The following is a 13240-nucleotide window of genomic DNA, read 5'->3' on the forward strand; positions in this document are numbered from 1 at the left end:
GGAGCTCACATGTCAAACACGCGCCAACTTGCCACCCTGCTTTTGTTTTGCGTCGCAGCCGGCGGCGCCTGCGCCCAGCCCTATGTAGGCGGCGGCCTGAGCGCCGCCGTCAAGACCGAGTCTGACTGCGGCAGCCAGCAAAGCAATAGCAAAGACTGCGGCTTCAAAACTCGCCTAGGCGCCAAGTTCTACGGTGGCTATTTGTTTGAGCATGTCGGGGTCGAAGGCATGGTGTTTGGTGCAAGCGGCAGCAACTTCAGTGTGAACAAAGGGGAAGCACGCTTCGACGGTTATGGCGGCGAGGGCGTCTACCTGGTGCTGCCCTTGAAGGCGGATCGCTTCATGCTCAAAGGCAAGCTCGGTCTTGCCTACGTCACAGGCCGATTGGTGAACCATGACAACTCCAAAACCTTCGACAAGTCGAGCACCCAGTTTTTGGTGGGAGCCTCGGCGGGCTTGCTTCTGGGCAAGCACTGGGCCTTGAATCTCGATTGGGACCGCATCCCGGTGCGCTTCACGGATCGCAGCACCGTCGCCAATATGGTGTCTCTGGGGGCCAGCTACAGCTTCTAAGCGCAAGAAAGAACACGGCGCAACAAGAAGCCCGCTTTTCGATCCGTTCAAGGGCTGCCGGTGCCGCGGCCCGCGTCGGGGCAGCGCCCGGCGCCCCTTCAAGGCACGAATCCTCATCATCCACTTACGTCGGCCTTGTCATCTCAGGCCTCAAACAGGGAGAAACACCTCATGAATGCACTACTGAAGCAATTCCTTTTGGCCGCAACAGCGGCGGCCTGCATCGCACTCACTGCCTGCGGGGGCGGCGGCAGCGGCGACAACCCGATTCCTCCTAGCCCCGAAGCGCACATCAACAGCAGCAATTTTCTCGAAGCAACCGGGATTGCGGCTGCCGGCGCACAACATGGTGGCGATCAACTGAGCGCGGGAGCAGCGCCGGTTTTCGAATTGAAAGAGCAAGGTACGCCGGGCACCTATGCCTGCAAGGACGGCGGAACGGTCAATATGGCCCTGGTCGACAAGGTCAACAATCTGACGGTTTTGAACTGCAAGTCGGGCAATGTATTCGTCGCTTCTGGCGCCATCACCGACACCAGCGAAACCACGGCGGCCGGCCAAGTCCATGCCATCAAGATCAAGGACCTGAGTTTTCGAGTCGGCGACACCGACCTGACCATGCAGACCCTCAATGGCAGCATGAATGCCACGCTCAAGCCTGATGGCTCACTGAGCGCCGTCAAAGCCGATTTCAGCTACACCCGCAATGGCCGCACCGACACCTTGGCGCTCAACCAAGAAGCGAATGGCCAGATGTTCATCGAAGTGCAAACGCCCAATTTCCCTCAGAAGCTGGCGATCGACATCAGCGCGGACGAGAAGACCGTCAAGATCTCCAGCCGAGGCGATGGCTCCTCGGTGACCGTGATTGAAAGCAGCGACGGCAAGAGCTACACGCTGGAATTGCGAGGCATCGGCGGCGGCAGCCCGATCGCCACCAAGACCCTGACTTCGGCAGAGTTCGAGGCTTTGATCAAGAAGTGGCTGTAAGCCCAACTCGTACGAAGCGCCTCTGATGCCGTCGCGGTCGCGCGCGACGGCCTTCGCCTCAAAGCTCTTCGATCAAGTCTTGACCAAGAGGCACACCGCATGGGCCTCCATCGCGAGGCACTCGCCCACCGGTCCCATCTTCTCAGCCGTCTTGGCCTTGACATTGACCTGTCCCATATCAATGCCCAGCACCTCGGCCAGACGGGCGCGCATGGCCGGAATATGCGGCGCCATCTTGGGCGCTTGCGCCTTGATGGTGGAGTCGATATTGATGAGTTGCCAACCTTCGGCCTGCACCCGGCGGTAGGCTTCGGCCAGCAAAACCATCGAGTCGGCACCCTTGAACTCGGCCGCGGTATCGGGGAAAAGCTTGCCGATATCGCCCAGCGCTGCGGCGCCCAGCAGGGCGTCGGTGATGGCGTGAGCCAAGGCGTCCGCATCCGAGTGGCCCAGCAGGCCATGGGTGTGCGGGATGGTCACGCCGCCCAGAATCAAAGGCCGCCCGGTCACCAAGACGTGGGTATCCCAGCCTTCACCAATGCGGATCGGAGGGAGTGCAGAAGTAGAAGCCATGCGTGCGAGAACCTTGCAAGTACAAAAGACAGGAACGATCAATTTTCGCTGCCAGCTTAGCGCATGCACAAAGCTGCGCTATGGTGGCGGCCTTGATTGATGGCTGACCATGTCTAACCTCTCCACACGGCTGGCGCCGCCCAAAAGGCCTGCGCTGTTCTCTCCATTGATGAGCGCGCTGTTGCTGGCGTGCAGCTTGTGTCTGCACGCCCGTCCGGCACAGGCGCAAGTTCCATCACAAGCACCCGAAAGTACATCGACCAACACCGCGCCCGCCGACGCCAGCCGGCCCAAGATTGGCCTGGTGCTTTCCGGCGGCGGTGTACGTGGTCTGGCCCATATTGGTGTCTTGCGAGTGTTGCAGGAGTTGCGTGTACCGGTTGATATGGTCGTGGGCACCAGCATGGGCGCCGTGGTCGGTGGCGCTTTTGCCTCGGGCCGCAAGATCGACGAGCTGGAAGACTTCGTGCGGCGTACCGATTGGCCCGCCATCATGGCCGATCGTCCACCACGGCAGAACTTGAGTTTCAGGCGCCGCGAGGAAGACCAAATCCTGCCTTCCCGGATTGAGCTGGGCCTGCACCGCGACAGCGGCGTGAGCTTGCCGCCAGCAGCGGCCGGCAATAGCTCGCTGGAGTTCGCGCTGGAGCGCTTGGTACCGCCCTTGCAAGCCGAGTCGCCCATCAGCCAGATGAACCTGCCCTTCCGGGCCGTGGCCACCGATTTGCTCAGCGGCGACATGCTGGAAATGGTGGACACGCCGCTGTTTCTGGCCATGCGCGCCTCCATGGCCATTCCTGGTGTCTTCACGCCGGTGCGCATCAATGGCCGCTCGGTGGTGGACGGCGGACTGGTGCGCAATCTGGGCATCGATATCGCCCGCAAGATGGGCGCCGAGGTGATCATCGCGGTGAACGTCGGTTCACCGCTGCTGGAGGAGCGCGAAATCACCAGCGCTGTCGGTGTGGCCAACCAGATGATCCAGATCCTCACCAACCAAAACGTCGCGCAGTCCTTGAAAGACTTGCGGCCCGAGGATGTGCTGATCGACCCGGACCTGGGCAATATCGCCTTCATGGACTTCACGCGTTACGAAGAGGCGATCGCCTCGGGCCAGCGCGGCGCCATGGCTGCCCATGAGCGTTTGCGCGCCCTGTCTTTGTCGCCCGAAGCCTATGCAGAACAAGAGTTGCGTCGGCACCAGCAGCCGATTCAGCTGGTCAAGCAACTGCCCCTGGCCAGCCTGACCCTGCGCGGCACCAAGCACACCAATGCCGAGGCCTTGACGGCCGAGCTTGACCTGCCCATTGGCAAGCCCACCGGCTTGCCCGAAATTCAAAAAGCTGCCGCAGAGCTCTATGGCCGCGGCGACTTTGAACGCATCGACACCCAGATCAGTGACGAGAACGGCCGCCGCCAAGTCACGCTGAATCTGACCGAGGCCGACTGGGCCAGCAGCCGCCTGCGGGTGGGCCTGGAGCTCTACAGCGACTTCGACGAAGCCAATCGCTTTTCGCTTTCGGTCATGCATGTCTGGACCTGGTTGAACCGCTGGGGTGCGGAGTTACGCACCATCGGCACCATCGGCGCCAAACGCAAGTTGGGCACCGAGTTTTTTCAACCGCTGGGCGCTGGCTCCCCATGGTTCGCGGCAGTTGGCGCGAGCTATGGTGCTGATTCCGTAGACCAATACAACGACCAGGGGCAGCGCGTCGCCCGCCTGAATGTGAACCTGGCCAGCGCAGCCCTCGCATTTGGACGCCAGCTGGGTAACTGGGGCGATATTCGCCTAGGCACCACGCGCGGTCGGCAGCGTTTGAGTTTGGCCATTCCGGAGAATCCCGGACTGCAACTGAAGAACTCCATCACCCAGCACAGCCTTTCGTTCCGGGCCGATACCTTGGATTCATTGGCCTTCCCCAGCCGAGGTCTGTTGCTCGAGGCTCATTTGGTTCGCCAGACCGTGGAAGGCCTGGAGTCATCGAAGGACTATTTCGACATTCGGGGTCTGGCCGCCTTCCGGCTCGGCAGCTGGGCCGGCCATGTTTACGCAGAAGCGGCCAGTACGGCGATTGGCGGCAACGCGGGTCAGTTGGGCGGATTTTTGCGCCTCTCGGGCTCGCCACAGGGTTCGCTCAACGGCAGCTCCGTCGGCATGACACGACTGGTAATGGCTCGCCAGATCGGGCTGATGCCGGTGGGATTTGGCGGCGCGATACGGGCCGGCTTCTCGGCCGAGGCCGGCGCCGTTTTGAAGGCCAATGACAAGGCCTTGTTGGATCTGCCGGAGAGCAAATTGGCCGGCAGCGGCTTCATCTCCATCGATACCCGCTTCGGCCCCTTCTATCTGGCGGCCGGCAGCACCTACAAAGGCCAGTCCTCGCTCTACCTCTTCCTCGGCCCGATCTGGTAAGGCCCGCTCAGGACTTTTGACGCCGCATCGCGGTGAACTGCGCGAACTCCCAGGAGCGCAGCCCCAGCAGCAAGGTGAAGCCATCGCGCTCAGCCGGCTGCAGGCGCTGGTCATCCTGATGCAGGCGGGCCAAGTCGGCGGCCAATTGGCGGATTTTTTGCACCAACTCCTGAGCACTCGGGTTGGAAAGCCTGCCATGCACGCACAACAAGGTCTCGCCGGCGCCATCGAAACGCCCACCGAAATAATCGTCCACCACATATTTGCGGAAGAACTGCTGCACCGGGCCATCGGGCAGCCAGCGGAAGGCGATCGACACGCGCATGCGATAGCGGTTCATCGCCTTCAGTTCGATCAACTCCAAGCGATCTAACTTCACCAAATAGCGGATGCATTCGGTCACTGAAATATCGTAAACCTCGATGATCTGCTCCAGGGACCAATGGCCCAGGCAGCAGATGGCCACCAGCAGCAGCTTGGGGTCTTGCACCAGCGACTTTTCTTGGTCCAGGGTCAAGGTGTCGGCGTGCGGCGTGGCGTCGGCCGACTGACGCAACACATCCTCCATCGCAACGCCCACCGACTTGCAGATTTGCTCCAGCCGGGTGAGGCTCATATCGCCCTGTGAGAACACGCGTTTGATGCTGGACTCGCTCATGTCCAAGCGCGTCGCCAATTGCTTATAGGTCACGCCAGCCGCGCGCATTTCGCTGCGCAGGACCTGAATGATGACTTCCGGACTGCTCATGAGCCTCCCTCGGCATTGCTGATTTGGTAGCGCATGGTAGTACCAAAGAGGTCTGATATCGCGACAAAGTCCAAGATCCTGGCAATTCACGGCCTGCGAGTCAACACTCCGTTCCGTCGTCGCTGATCAAGCGGGTCCTCCGGCCCCAAGCAGGCGGCGACAACACAGCAGTAAACCCAAGGAGTTGTTTCACCATGTCGAAGTTCTTCCGTCTGACCCGCTCGTTGCCTGCCACTTTGGTGGCCCTGTTCGCTCTTGCAACTGCCGCTGGCAGCGCACACGCAGCCCCTCAAGCCGAGACCTATGTCGGCGCCAATATTGGCCTCTACGACAAGTACGACATCAAATGCAATAGCGGTCAAAAGTGCGACCAAACGGCGAGCCTCGGCGGCAAGATTTATGGCGGCATCAACTACGAGAATTTCGGTGTGGAAGTGCTGGCCTTTGGCGTAGGCAAGGGCGAAGGCCGCCTGCGCCAAGCCGGACAAGATGCACAAGGCACGGTCAAGATCGGCGGCCTCGGTGTCGTCGGCACCCTGCCCCTGAACTTCGGTGACTTCACGCTGAAAGGCAAGCTGGGCGGTGCCTACACCCGCGGCGTGGCCAACTACACCGCCGGCGGCAGCGAAAGCAAAAACAGCTTCGGCCTGCTGGCCGGTGCGGGCCTCAGCTATGCCATCAGCAAGACCCTCAGCGTCAATGCCGACTATGACTACCTGAGCGCCAAGTACAACAAGGCTGGCGACAAAGCCAATGTGAATATGTTCTCTGTGGGCATGAGCTACAAGTTCTAAGGCCCGGCCCCTAGGGCGGCAGCCTAGCGAGCTGCCGCCCGCCACTTCCAGCCAGCACAAGAAAAGGAGACTCCCATGCAAAAAATCCTTCGCGGCCTCGCTGCTGCTTCCATCGTCTGCAGCGGCCTTGCTTCAAGCTTGTTGGCTCGCGCGGCGCCAAGCGGCATCGAAGAAAGCGGTGTGTATTTGGGAGCCTCTCTTGGCGCCGCCAATGGCAAATCCAAGGTCTATGAGCGCGGCAAGGAGCCGTCCCTCGGCTTCACACTGGGTTATCGATTTACGCCCAATCAATCGGTTGAGCTCTACGCCCGAACCCTGAACTTCGCCTTTTTCGAGGGTCTGTTTGAGCCCCAGGATTACTACTACCCCGAAGACCACATCGGCGTCTCCTGGCTAGGCAACTTGCCCATCAGCGACAAGCTGGGGCTGTACGGCCGACTCGGCGTGGGCAGCACCCGCATGGTGTCTGCCAAGAGCCAGGGCTCGCGCCGCGACACCGAGGGCTCTGGGGGCATCGGTTTGAGCTATGCCTTCACGCCCCGCATCGTCACCAAGCTGGAGTACATGCGCCTGTTCAAGTCCGAGCTGAACCTGCTGTCGGCAGGCTTTGAATATCGATTCTGATCAGGCGCGGCTGAGCAGCAAGCGCTCGGCCAAAGCGAAGTCAGCCGGCCAGGTGACCTTGAAGTTCTCCATCGAACTCTCCACCAGCAAGGGCTGATGACCCAGCGCCTCAACGGCGCTGGCCTCGTCGGTGATGGATTCATCCAGCTGAGCGAGCGCCGGCATCAAAAGCCCGAGGCGGAACATTTGTGGCGTTTGCGCCGCCCATTTCTCGGCGCGTGAAATGGTCGCGGCCACGCGGCCTTGCTGCGAGGCTTTCAGGGTGTCGGCCAGCGGCAAAGCCAGCAAACCGCCCACCTCATCGGAGGCGCAAGCCGCCATCAAGCGCTCGACCCACTCTGGGCGCAGCAAGCAGCGCGCCGCGTCATGCACCAAAACCCAGTCATGCGGCTGAGCACCCAAGGCCTGCAATTCACGCAAGCCATTGGCCACGGTCTCGGCGCGGCTGGCGCCGCCGCAGCGCGCCACCCACGCGCCCTCGCCCTTGAACCCCGGCACTTCCGACTCGAACTGATCATCTTGCGGCGACAAGACCACCAAGGTCCCGACCAAACCCTTGACCTCGCTGAGTGCTTGCAAGGTATGCCCCATCATGGCTTGGCCCGCCAGCTTCACATATTGCTTAGGGCCCTCGGCGCCTGAACGTGCACCAATACCAGCGGCCGGTACCAAGGCAAAGCTGCGCGGCTGCTGCCCGATTGTGTAGTTCGTCATCGGGGCATTTTAGGGGCGACCTAAAATCGCGCCTCCATGCAAATTGAAGCCATTCGCCAACGCCTGCGGGCCCTCGGTGCTAAAACTCCCCATGAACAGCGGCTCTTGCGCGACTGGGTCCGCGCACGACCGCATACCCAGGGGCGACGCAAGCCAGATGACTTCCTACCCTTGGCCCTGCGCAGCGCCCTGCAGGACCTGGATGCGGAACTACAAGGCCTGGCGCGCTTGATCTCCAGCCATCCCGGTGAAGATGGCTCGGCAAGGTTGCTAGTCGGCTTGAACGATGGGCAGACGGTGGAGTCGGTGCTTTTGCCGCGCGACGGCTTGTGCGTGTCAAGCCAGGTGGGCTGTGCGGTCGGCTGTCAGTTTTGCATGACCGGACAGAGTGGTCTGATACGCCAGGTCAGCAGCGGCGAAATCGTCGCGCAAGTCGCCTTGGCGCGCACGCAGCGCGAGGTTAAAAAGGTCGTCTTCATGGGCATGGGCGAGCCTGCCCACAATCTCGACAATGTGCTCGAGGCCATCGATTTGCTCGGCAGCGAGGGCAATATCGGGCACAAAAACTTGGTCTTCTCGACCGTCGGTGACCCACGGGTGTTTGAGCGCCTGCCGCTTGAGCGCGTCAAGCCGGCGCTGGCGCTCTCGCTGCACACCAGCAAAGCTGATTTGCGAGAGCGTTTGCTACCGCGAGCACCGCGCATCAGCCCGGATGAACTGGTCGAGTTGGGCGAACAGTACGCGCGCCAAAGCGCCTACCCCATCCAATACCAATGGACGCTGCTGGAAGGCGTCAATGACGGCGAGGACGAGTTGGACGGCATCGTTCGCCTGCTCAAAGGCAAGTACGCCATCCTGAACATGATCCCCTACAACAGCATTCCCGGCCTGGAGTTCAAACGTCCGAGTTGGGAACGCGCCGCTGAGATCGCCCGAACCCTGCACCAGCGCGGCATCTTGACCAAACTGCGAGATTCCGCGGGCCAAGATGTGGATGGGGGTTGCGGGCAGCTGAGGGCCCGAAGCCTGCAGTCCTCAGAACAGGTGCTGCGGTTTCAAAAGCGGCCGGCCAAACCGGACGCCAAAGAACAAGGCACCTGAGGGTCACGCTTGACTCAGCGACCGCCCATCGGGTCCTTGATGGCGCCCGCGCGGACGTCCTTGAACGCATCTTTGCTCACGTTTGAGGTGGGGCTGGCGCCCGCCTTGCGGGGAATCATCGAGCCTGTGCGGATTTCCTTTTCCTCATACGCCTGATCCGTGCTTGTTTCCGGACCGCTGGCACAAGCGCTCAACAAGGCCGCCACGGCCAATACTGCCGACAGCGCGGCGCTATTTTTTGCAGACATAACTCACTCCCTAATTGCCTAAGTATTCCGTGGCCCCTAGCAAAATCCGGCGCTCCAATGCCCTTTGACAGGGACCAGAAGTATCCAAAAATCGCCATTCGGTCCGACAGCGTTCTATCGGCGGGCCGCTCACTCCCCGATGAGGGAGCCCAATTCTAGGTAGCCAGTTCTTCCAGCCCTCTAGGGTTTCTCTCTGGGCCTTCATCTAATTTGGGGGGAATATGGGGGATATGCGCTCAGCGTCCTTGAGGCGACCTGCGTCAATCAACGGTGCATCAATTCAGCCCGATTCGCCCTGCAAATCCGTGCATACTCAAACCCCAGCAAAGCAGATGCGGATGGGCTGCGACGAGGATGGACCGGAATGATCTCTGCTCTCGGTTTCAAACGTTCGAAGGCGCGAGCCCCGACTTCCCACTTGCTCAATTAAGGCGATCAAGGGCAGCCCTTCTTTGGGCGAAGCCATGGCTACTGCTGGTTTTGCTGGCCATTCTGATCTTGCCAAGCCTTGGCCGCGCACAGGCCTTGAGCAATCTTCGCTTCAGCCAATTGGGCATGGACGACGGCCTGCCCAGCCCTTTTGTCTTGAGCTCCCTGCAAGACGCCGACGGACTGATCTGGCTCGGCACCACCAATGGATTGGCCCGCTATGACGGCCGCCACATCAAGTCTTTCACTGCCATTCCTCACCAGAGCAACACGCTCAGCCACCCCGTTATCCAGTCGCTGCTGGAAGATCAAGCTCGCCAGTGGCTCTGGATCGGCAGTCATGGCGGACTTGACCGCATGGATTTGCGCACCCAGCAATCACGACGGATCAGCCTACCGCCAGAGTTGAGCGCCAGAGAACGCCGCGTCTTGGCCCTGGCACCCGCGGCAGACGGACGCGTATGGGTGGCTTTTCTGGGCGGCTTGTATCTGCTTGACGGCGAACGCTTTGAATTCTCGGCCTGGCCCGCGGCCGCGGACACCTTGCAGCCAGGCGCCAGCAAGCCTCGCGCCATCACCGCCATGATCTCCGACGGCAATGGCGGTGTCTGGCTGGCCCGCGGCGACAAGCTGATGCACATCGCCGCGGGCGCGCAGCGCTCCACCGAAGGGCGCAGCTTCAGCACCGCGGACGCCCCGGCCTTTCGACAGGCCTCGGCCAATGCCATGGTCGCAACCCACCTGGCCTTGGATGCTACGCAGCGGCTTTGGGTCGGCACCAATGGGGGCGTGCAGATCTGGCGTCGCGAAGCTTCAGGCATGGTGGCCGACCCGCTGGCCCAAGAGCTGCAACTCCCCAGACAAATGGTCCACGCCCTGCTACTCGACCGCGAGCAGACGATGTGGATAGGCAGCGGCGAAAAAGCGGTGCTCTACCGCTGGCGCCCGGGCTCCCATGCACTGGAGTCCTTCCGGCAAATCCCCGGAGTGGGCGGCAGCCTGTCGAGCGAAACCATGGCCTCGCTGATGCAAGACCGCACCGGAGCCTTGTGGGTGGGGACCAGCGATGCCGGAGTCAACCTCGTCGACCTCAGCGGCAGGAGCTTCAGCAACTATCTGAGCATTCCGGGCGACAAACAAAGCCTGTCCTCGCAGGTGGTGATGGCTACTTTGTTCGAGGATGACACTCACGCCTGGGTGGGCACTTATGGCGGCGGGCTCAACCATTTACACATCCCCAGCGGCAAAGTGCGTCAGATTGCGCTGAGCGACATGCCGATCAGCCATGTGAAGGCTCTGGCTCATGATGGACATGGCCGCGTCTGGGTGGGCGGCGATCGCGGTCTGGTGTTGTATGACCCCAGGCTCGGCCGCAGCCAACGGCTTAACTTCGAAGGCATGGGCGGCCCCGCCGTCTCCATCAGTGCGCTGTTGAAGCCTGCGGGCAGTGAGGAACTCTGGGCCAGTGCAGCACAAGGCCTCTACCGCATTGACGCCCAACAAAACATCCGGCATTACAGCGCCGACCCTAAGCGCCCAGGCGCCCTGATCAACGGCATCTTGGACTGCCTCTTGATGGATAGAGAAGGTCACTTGTGGGTTGGCAGCAAGGGGGGGTTGCAATACCTGGAGCGCGACCGAGAACAGTTCTCAGCGGTGATCGAAGCCTCCGTCCCAGCCGCGAATGGGCACGCACGGCCGTCCATCCATGCGATGCGCCAAGACGCGCAAGGCCGCATTTGGTTGGCCACCAGCCAAGGCTTGTTTGAGTTGAAGCCGACCTCCACTCAGAGCGCCACCCAGAACGGCACCAAGGACGGCACCAAGGCCAGCAGCTGGATGATGAAGTCTTGGCAAGACCTGCCCGGCATGCCCAGCGGTGGCTTTGACTCGATCCAAGATGCGCTGAATGGCGAGATTTGGCTGGGCAGCGAGCGCGGACTGACGCGCGTGCGGCCCGAGCAAAAGATCGCACGCTTTTTTGGTGGGCAAGGGGCCTTCGAACGCGGCTTTAACTTCGGCGCAGCCAACCGCGGCCCTGACGGCAGCCTGTTCTTTGGCGGCCCTGGCTTGTTGCGCTTCTGGCCCGAGCAGTTGAAAGACAACCCTTCTGCGCCTCAGCTGGTCTTGAGCGACTTGCTGATCCTGAATCGATCCTTGTTGCTGGACGAGCTCGAAGCCCCGGCACAAGCCTTGATGAGCGCCAGCACCAAACCCAACCTGAGCCTGGCTGACCTGGGCATCGAGGGCCCCTTGCACCGAGCCAAAACGCTGCGCCTGGGCCCGGACCAGAGCATGGTGAGTTTTGAGCTGGCCGCCCTTCATTTCGACCGCGTCAAGCTGAACCGTTATGCCTGGATGCTCGAAGGCTTTGACAAGGCTTGGATCTATGGCCAGGGCTCGCTGGGCTTGGCCACGTACACCAATCTCGACCCGGGGCACTACCGCTTGCTGGCCAAGGCGGCCAACCCCGACGGCGTTTGGAGCGAGACCCAAACCCTGCTCGATATCGAGGTCTCGCCGCCCTATTGGCGCACATGGTGGTGGCGCTCCGGTGTGGCGCTGGCAGCGGCCTTGCTGTTGTTTGCCATGTACCGCCGGCGCGTGCAGGGCTTTCAAGAAGCCAAGCAACGCTTGGCCCAAGAAGTGGCCTCCCGGACCCAGCAATTGGCCGCTGAAAAGCAAACAGCGCTGGAACAACGCGAAGTGGCCGAAAAGGCTCGCCGCGACATCGCCTTGCTGAGCGAGATCGGCCGTCAGATCACAGCCTCGCTGGACGTCGAAGCGATTCAGCAAACCCTCTACAAGCATGTCAAGGAGCTGGTCAACGCCACGGTGTTCGGCGTTGGACTCTTGGACTGGCGTGAGCGCGTGCTGAATTTCGACTTTGTGATGCAACGTGGCCAGGCCTTCAAGCCCTACAAGCGCAGCCTGGACGCCACGGAGCAACCCGCCGTACGCTGCGCGCTGCAAGCAGAGGAACTGCGCATTGCGGCTCTGAGCACCGACAACCGGGAGCTCATCGGCATCCAGGGTGGCGGCCGCGTTCAGTTGCAAAACGGCGAAGACCCGCAAGTCGCCCGCTCCGGCATGTATGTGCCCATGCTGCTAAAAGGTCGAGTGATGGGCGTCATCAGCGTGCTCAGCGACCAGGAGGATGCCTTTCAAACCAGCGACCTCGACATTCTGCGGACCTTGGGGGCCTATGCCGCCGTGGCGCTGGACAATGCCGAGGCCTACAAGCAGTTGCAGCTGACCCAGACCAAGCTGGTCGAGCAAGACAAGCTGGCCGCGCTGGGCTCCTTGGTGGCCGGCGTGTCGCATGAGCTGAACACGCCGCTGGGCAATAGCGTGCTGATGGCCAGCACCTTGCGAGACGCCAGCGCCAACTTTTTATCTCGCCTGGACACCGGCGGCCTGCGCCGCTCTGAGCTGGAGCAGTTCTGCCAAAGCACCGTCGATTCCGCCGGACTGTTGGTGCGCAGCCTGGCGCAGGCGGCCAATCTGGTCAACAGCTTCAAGCAACTGGCGGTGGACCAAACCTCGGAACAGCGCCGGCAATTCGATCTGCGCGCCCTGTGTGAAGAGGTGGCCCTGACCCTGGGGAACCGACTCCGCAAGGGCGAGCATGAGCTGCACCTGGAGTTCGCCGACGAGGTGCGCATGGACAGCTTCCCCGGCCCGCTGGGCCAGGTCTTGAGCAATCTGGTGATCAACGCCCTGGTCCATGGCCTAGAAGGCCGCCAGCACGGGCTGCTGCGCCTGCAAGTTCAGGCCCTGAACGAAGGCAGGAGCAAACCCAGTGTCCAACTGCTGTTCTCAGACAACGGCTGCGGCATCAGCAGCGACAACCTGAAGCGCATTTTCGAGCCCTTCTTCACCACCAAGCTCGGGCAAGGCGGCAGCGGCCTGGGCTTGCACATCAGCTACAACATCGTGTGCGGCGTCTTGGGCGGCAGCATTGAGGTGAGCAGCGTCGTCAATGAAGGCACGCGATTCACCCTGGTCTTGCCCTGCGTGGCGCCATGATCGG

11 protein-coding genes are annotated in these 13240 nt (G+C 61.6%); 7 read left to right on the forward strand and 4 right to left on the reverse strand.

Features of this window, described 5'->3' with window-relative positions; all coding sequences use genetic code 11:
• Window positions 1-9: 9 nt before the first annotated feature.
• Complete coding sequence (locus LNV06_RS03975; protein ID WP_263536927.1) at window positions 10-573, forward strand: outer membrane beta-barrel protein; 564 nt, start codon at window positions 10-12, stop codon at window positions 571-573.
• Between the two features lie 171 nt (window positions 574-744).
• Window positions 745-1563 carry a hypothetical protein gene (locus LNV06_RS03980; protein WP_263536928.1) on the forward strand — a complete coding sequence of 273 codons (819 nt, stop codon included), beginning with the start codon at window positions 745-747 and terminating at the stop codon, window positions 1561-1563.
• Window positions 1564-1635: 72 nt separating this feature from the next.
• Here the strand turns inward: LNV06_RS03980 and ispF are convergent, their stop codons facing one another.
• Complete coding sequence (gene ispF / locus LNV06_RS03985) at window positions 1636-2136, reverse strand: 2-C-methyl-D-erythritol 2,4-cyclodiphosphate synthase (protein ID WP_263536929.1); 501 nt, start codon at window positions 2134-2136, stop codon at window positions 1636-1638.
• 109 nt (window positions 2137-2245) lie between these two features.
• On the opposite strand from ispF, the gene LNV06_RS03990 reads away from it, so the two are divergent.
• Window positions 2246-4549: a patatin-like phospholipase family protein gene (locus LNV06_RS03990; protein ID WP_263536930.1), complete on the forward strand. Its 2304-nt coding sequence runs from the start codon at window positions 2246-2248 to the stop codon at window positions 4547-4549.
• 7 nt (window positions 4550-4556) lie between these two features.
• Here the strand turns inward: LNV06_RS03990 and LNV06_RS03995 are convergent, their stop codons facing one another.
• Window positions 4557-5297 carry a helix-turn-helix domain-containing protein gene (locus LNV06_RS03995; RefSeq protein WP_263536931.1) on the reverse strand — a complete coding sequence of 247 codons (741 nt, stop codon included), beginning with the start codon at window positions 5295-5297 and terminating at the stop codon, window positions 4557-4559.
• 194 nt (window positions 5298-5491) lie between these two features.
• Here LNV06_RS03995 and LNV06_RS04000 point away from each other — a divergent pair, with 194 nt between their 5' ends.
• The gene (locus LNV06_RS04000) at window positions 5492-6091 is read left to right on the forward strand and encodes an outer membrane beta-barrel protein (protein ID WP_263536932.1); all 600 of its coding nucleotides are present in this window, start codon (window positions 5492-5494) and stop codon (window positions 6089-6091) included.
• 75 nt (window positions 6092-6166) lie between these two features.
• The gene (locus tag LNV06_RS04005; protein WP_263536933.1) at window positions 6167-6715 is read left to right on the forward strand and encodes a porin family protein; all 549 of its coding nucleotides are present in this window, start codon (window positions 6167-6169) and stop codon (window positions 6713-6715) included.
• Here the strand turns inward: LNV06_RS04005 and ispD are convergent, their stop codons facing one another.
• Window positions 6716-7429 carry a 2-C-methyl-D-erythritol 4-phosphate cytidylyltransferase gene (gene ispD, locus LNV06_RS04010; protein WP_263536934.1) on the reverse strand — a complete coding sequence of 238 codons (714 nt, stop codon included), beginning with the start codon at window positions 7427-7429 and terminating at the stop codon, window positions 6716-6718. It lies immediately after the preceding gene.
• A gap of 36 nt (window positions 7430-7465) precedes the next feature.
• Here ispD and LNV06_RS04015 point away from each other — a divergent pair, with 36 nt between their 5' ends.
• On the forward strand, window positions 7466-8530 hold the full coding sequence (locus tag LNV06_RS04015) for an RNA methyltransferase (RefSeq protein ID WP_263536935.1): 1065 nt from the start codon (window positions 7466-7468) through the stop codon (window positions 8528-8530).
• Window positions 8531-8544: 14 nt separating this feature from the next.
• Here LNV06_RS04015 and LNV06_RS04020 read toward each other — a convergent pair whose 3' ends face one another.
• Window positions 8545-8778 (reverse strand): hypothetical protein, encoded by a 234-nt coding sequence (locus LNV06_RS04020; protein WP_263536936.1) that lies wholly within the window; start codon window positions 8776-8778, stop codon window positions 8545-8547.
• 525 nt (window positions 8779-9303) lie between these two features.
• On the opposite strand from LNV06_RS04020, the gene LNV06_RS04025 reads away from it, so the two are divergent.
• Window positions 9304-13236, forward strand: coding sequence for a two-component regulator propeller domain-containing protein (locus LNV06_RS04025; RefSeq protein WP_263536937.1), 3933 nt, complete (start codon window positions 9304-9306; stop codon window positions 13234-13236).
• Window positions 13237-13240 lie beyond the last annotated feature (4 nt).

Origin of the sequence: Paucibacter sp. Y2R2-4 (assembly GCF_025717535.1) — a bacterium.
Taxonomy (GTDB): Bacteria; Pseudomonadota; Gammaproteobacteria; order Burkholderiales; family Burkholderiaceae_C; genus Paucibacter_A.

Coding starts and splice junctions, on each gene's coding strand:
- LNV06_RS03975 (WP_263536927.1), top strand. CDS start 10: ATGTCAAACACGCGCCAACTTGCCACCCTGCTTTTGTTTTGCGTCGCA.
- LNV06_RS03980 (WP_263536928.1), top strand. CDS start 745: ATGAATGCACTACTGAAGCAATTCCTTTTGGCCGCAACAGCGGCGGCC.
- ispF (WP_263536929.1), bottom strand. CDS start 2,136: ATGGCTTCTACTTCTGCACTCCCTCCGATCCGCATTGGTGAAGGCTGG.
- LNV06_RS03990 (WP_263536930.1), top strand. CDS start 2,246: ATGTCTAACCTCTCCACACGGCTGGCGCCGCCCAAAAGGCCTGCGCTG.
- LNV06_RS03995 (WP_263536931.1), bottom strand. CDS start 5,297: ATGAGCAGTCCGGAAGTCATCATTCAGGTCCTGCGCAGCGAAATGCGC.
- LNV06_RS04000 (WP_263536932.1), top strand. CDS start 5,492: ATGTCGAAGTTCTTCCGTCTGACCCGCTCGTTGCCTGCCACTTTGGTG.
- LNV06_RS04005 (WP_263536933.1), top strand. CDS start 6,167: ATGCAAAAAATCCTTCGCGGCCTCGCTGCTGCTTCCATCGTCTGCAGC.
- ispD (WP_263536934.1), bottom strand. CDS start 7,429: ATGACGAACTACACAATCGGGCAGCAGCCGCGCAGCTTTGCCTTGGTA.
- LNV06_RS04015 (WP_263536935.1), top strand. CDS start 7,466: ATGCAAATTGAAGCCATTCGCCAACGCCTGCGGGCCCTCGGTGCTAAA.
- LNV06_RS04020 (WP_263536936.1), bottom strand. CDS start 8,778: ATGTCTGCAAAAAATAGCGCCGCGCTGTCGGCAGTATTGGCCGTGGCG.